Origin of the sequence: Longimicrobium sp., from assembly GCF_036554565.1 — a bacterium.
In the GTDB taxonomy this organism is placed as follows: Bacteria; Gemmatimonadota; Gemmatimonadetes; order Longimicrobiales; family Longimicrobiaceae; genus Longimicrobium.
Map to the genome: position 1 here is coordinate 1 of NZ_DATBNB010000214.1, position 3,165 is coordinate 3,165.

A 3,165-nucleotide genomic window follows, 5' to 3' on the forward strand; every position below is an offset into this window, starting at 1 on the left:
CCTCGAGCGCGATGTCGCGTGCCGCGGCCTGCGGCGCGAAGAACGACGTGAGGTCGTCGAGCAGCGCGCCGAGCCGCACGGGCAGCAGCCGGAACTCGACGCGCCCCGCCTCGAGCCGCGCGAAGTTCAGCACGTCGTTGATCAGCCCCAGCAGGTGCACCTGGTTGCGGCGGATCTTGGCCAGCGCCTCGGCCTGCGCCCGCGTCACCTCGCCGTGGATGCCCATCTCCATCAGCTGCGCGTAGCCGGCGATGGCGTTCAGCGGGGTGCGCAGCTCGTGGCTCATCGTGGCGAGAAACGAACTCTTGGCGGCGTTGGCCTCGTCGGCGGCGGCGCGGGCGCGCTCGGCCTCCATGGTGCGCGCGGCAAGGTCTTCGTACGCGTGCTGAAGCTCGTCGTGGGCCATCTCCATCTCCGCCTGCGTTTCCTCCAGCTCGGCGGTCTGCTGCTCCAGCGCGTTGCGCGCGTCCTCCATCTCGCCGAACAGCCGCGCGTTGTCGATGGCCACGGCGGCGCGGCGGGCAAGCTCCTCCGCCACATCCAGCTCGGTGGTCCCGTAGCGGCGGCCGGATTCGGCGTAGACCACGGTCAGCGCGCCCAGGGTGCGGCCGCGGGCGCTCAGGGGAATGCACAGGTACGAACGCAGCCCCAGCGCCAGGACGGCCTCCAGGTGCTCGGGGTCCTGCGCGGCGGCGCGCAGCATGTCGACGGGGATGTCGGGAACGAACTCCGTCTCGCCCGTCTTCAGCACGTGGTACAGCCCGTGGGGCGCGTCGCGGGGGGCGGGCCAGCGCTCCTGGATCTGCGCGACGAGCCGGATCTTTTCGGGATCGGTGTGCTCCACCGCGATCCGCTGCACCTCGCCGTCCAGCGTCAGCACGTCTACCGCGCACCAGTCGGCCAGGGCGGGAACGGCCAGCTGCGCCACCGTGCGCAGGGTGGTTTCGAAGTCCAGCGACGACGCCAGCAGCCGGCTGGAATCCGCCAGGAGCTCGCGCCCGCGCTCGGCGGCCCGCCGCTCGGTGACGTCCGCCGCCGCGAATACCCATTCGCGCACGCCGCCGCCGGGCTCGAACACGGGAACGGCGCGCACCGCCATCGTGCGCCACTGCCCGTCGGCCCGGCACAGGCGGTATTCCAGCTCCACCACGCGCGATGCCTCCAGCGCCTCGCGCAGTGACTGCTCCGTCAGGGGCCGGTCGTCGGGGTGGATGCACTCCAGCCAGCCGCGGCGACCGTAGCGCTCGAAGGGGACGCCGCTGTACGCCGACAGCTCCGGCTGGGGCTCCACCACGTGGCCCCGGTCGTCGGTGGTGAACACCACCCGCGCAGACGCCGCGACGAGGGAGCGGAAGCGGGCCTCGCTGCGGCGCACCGCCTCGGTTTCTTCCGAGCGGGCGCGCAGCCGCCGGTCGACCCGGGCGCCGGCCACGGTAAGGGTCAGCAGCACCAGCGTGCCCACGATCACCCCGGCCGCCAGCCCCTCCGTCCTCAGCACGTGGTCCCGCGGAACGGTCGCCCGCCCGCCGTCGCCCGAGAACACCGCGGCCGCCATGGCCGTGTAGTGCATCCCCGCGATGGCGAAGCCCATCACCACGGCCGCCGCGCCCTTCATCCACCGGCCGTGCGCCGAATCGTCCGAGCGCCAGCGCATGGCCAGCCACAGCGCCAGGATGGAGGCGACGACGGCGATGGCCACGGACGCGGCCACCAGCCCCGGCCGGTAGCCGATGCGGCCGGGAATGCGCATGGCGGCCATCCCCACGTAGTGCATTCCCGCGATGGCGGCGCCCATCAGCGCCCCCGCGGCGGCCAGCGCGCCGGGGCCCACCCGCGCGCGGCTGGCCACCCACAGCGCGAGCAGCGAGGCGGCCACGGCCACGCCCATGGACGCCAGCCAGAGGGGAACGTCGTAGGAGATGGGAACGGGAAGGCGGAAGGCCAGCATGCCCACGAAGTGCATGCTCCAGATGCCCGTGCCCAGCGCCACACTGCCGCCGGCCAGCCACGCCAGGCGAAAGCGCCCCTCGGCGGCGGCCACGCGCGCGGCCAGGGCCAGGGCGGTGTACGACGCGAAGATGGCGATGAGAACGGAAAAGACCACCAGGGCGCTGTGGTAAGTGCCCGTCATGAACCGGTGTTCGGGAGGAGCGTAGCAGCTGGTTTCAGAGCGGCGTTTCGCAAGAACGGCGCCGCATGCGCCCAAACGCGGACGGCCCCGCTCGCGAGTACGCGAGCGGGGCCGTCAGGGTCCAGCGCCGGAAGGGGCCGGGGCTACAGGCCGCTCCAGGGGGTGAACGCCACCACCATGATGATGGGCACCATGGGAATGCAGAGGATGCCGACGAGCCAGAGAGCGATCTCCCAGTTCTCGTAGTCCTCGCCGTCCACGTCGGTGGTGGCGGCCGTCGTGTTCGGGTCCAGGTCTGCCATCGGCCTCAGCTCAGCTGCCAGGGCCCGCGGGAGGCGGGCTCGTTCCGGGTTTCGCCGCGCGGGGCGGCCGCGGCACAAGCTATCATCCCCGCCCCGCGCTGTCCAGCGGGGCTAGCGGGCGGGGGCGATCCCCCGGTAGAAGGTGCCGGCGAAGTGGTCGGCGCGCGGCGCCAGGGGGCGCGAGCGGTCGCCCAGCAGCCACTCCAGCTCGATCTCCTCCAGCGCGCCGATGAACATCGCGCGGACGAACGGGATCTCGGCGTCGGCGCGCACCTCGCCGCGCTCCACCCCGCCGGCCAGCAGCCGGTCGATGGCCTGCGCGTACAGCCGCATCACGGGACGCACGGCGCCGCCGAAGAACTTGGACGACTGGCGGGACTCCAGCAGCAGCACGGTGGCGAGCGGGGGATCGGCCTCGATGCTTTCGAACTGCAGGCGAACGAAGCGCGCCAGCCGCTCCTGGAAGGGCGCCTCGGCCTCCATCACCGCCCCGGCCGACGACACGAACTCGTTCACCCGTTCGCGAAAGGCCGTCAGCAGCAGGTCGTCCTTGCCTTCGAAGTACAGGTAGATGGTTCCCTCGGCCACGCCCGCCCCCGCCGCGATGTCGCGGATGCGCGCGGCGAAGAAGCCGTGCTCGGCGAACACGCGCACCGCCGAGTCCAGGATGGCCCGGCGCCTGGCTTCGCGGCTTTCGGTGAGTGGGCGCTCATTCATGGGCGGAAGATAGTG

The 3,165-nt window shown here is 72.5% G+C and carries 3 protein-coding genes; all 3 read right to left on the reverse strand.

Translation table 11 applies throughout. From position 1 onward, the window contains the following. Window positions 1-2,131: MHYT domain-containing protein (locus VIB55_RS05720; protein ID WP_331875705.1), on the reverse strand; the 2,131-nt coding region annotated here is incomplete at its 3' end. A 143-nt stretch (window positions 2,132-2,274) separates the two neighbouring features. Beyond that, a complete protein-coding gene (locus tag VIB55_RS05725; RefSeq protein ID WP_331023042.1) occupies window positions 2,275-2,433 on the reverse strand; it encodes a hypothetical protein in 159 nt (52 codons plus the stop codon). 111 nt (window positions 2,434-2,544) lie between these two features. Beyond that, the coding region (locus tag VIB55_RS05730; protein ID WP_331875706.1) for a TetR/AcrR family transcriptional regulator at window positions 2,545-3,165 on the reverse strand (621 nt) is incomplete at its 5' end.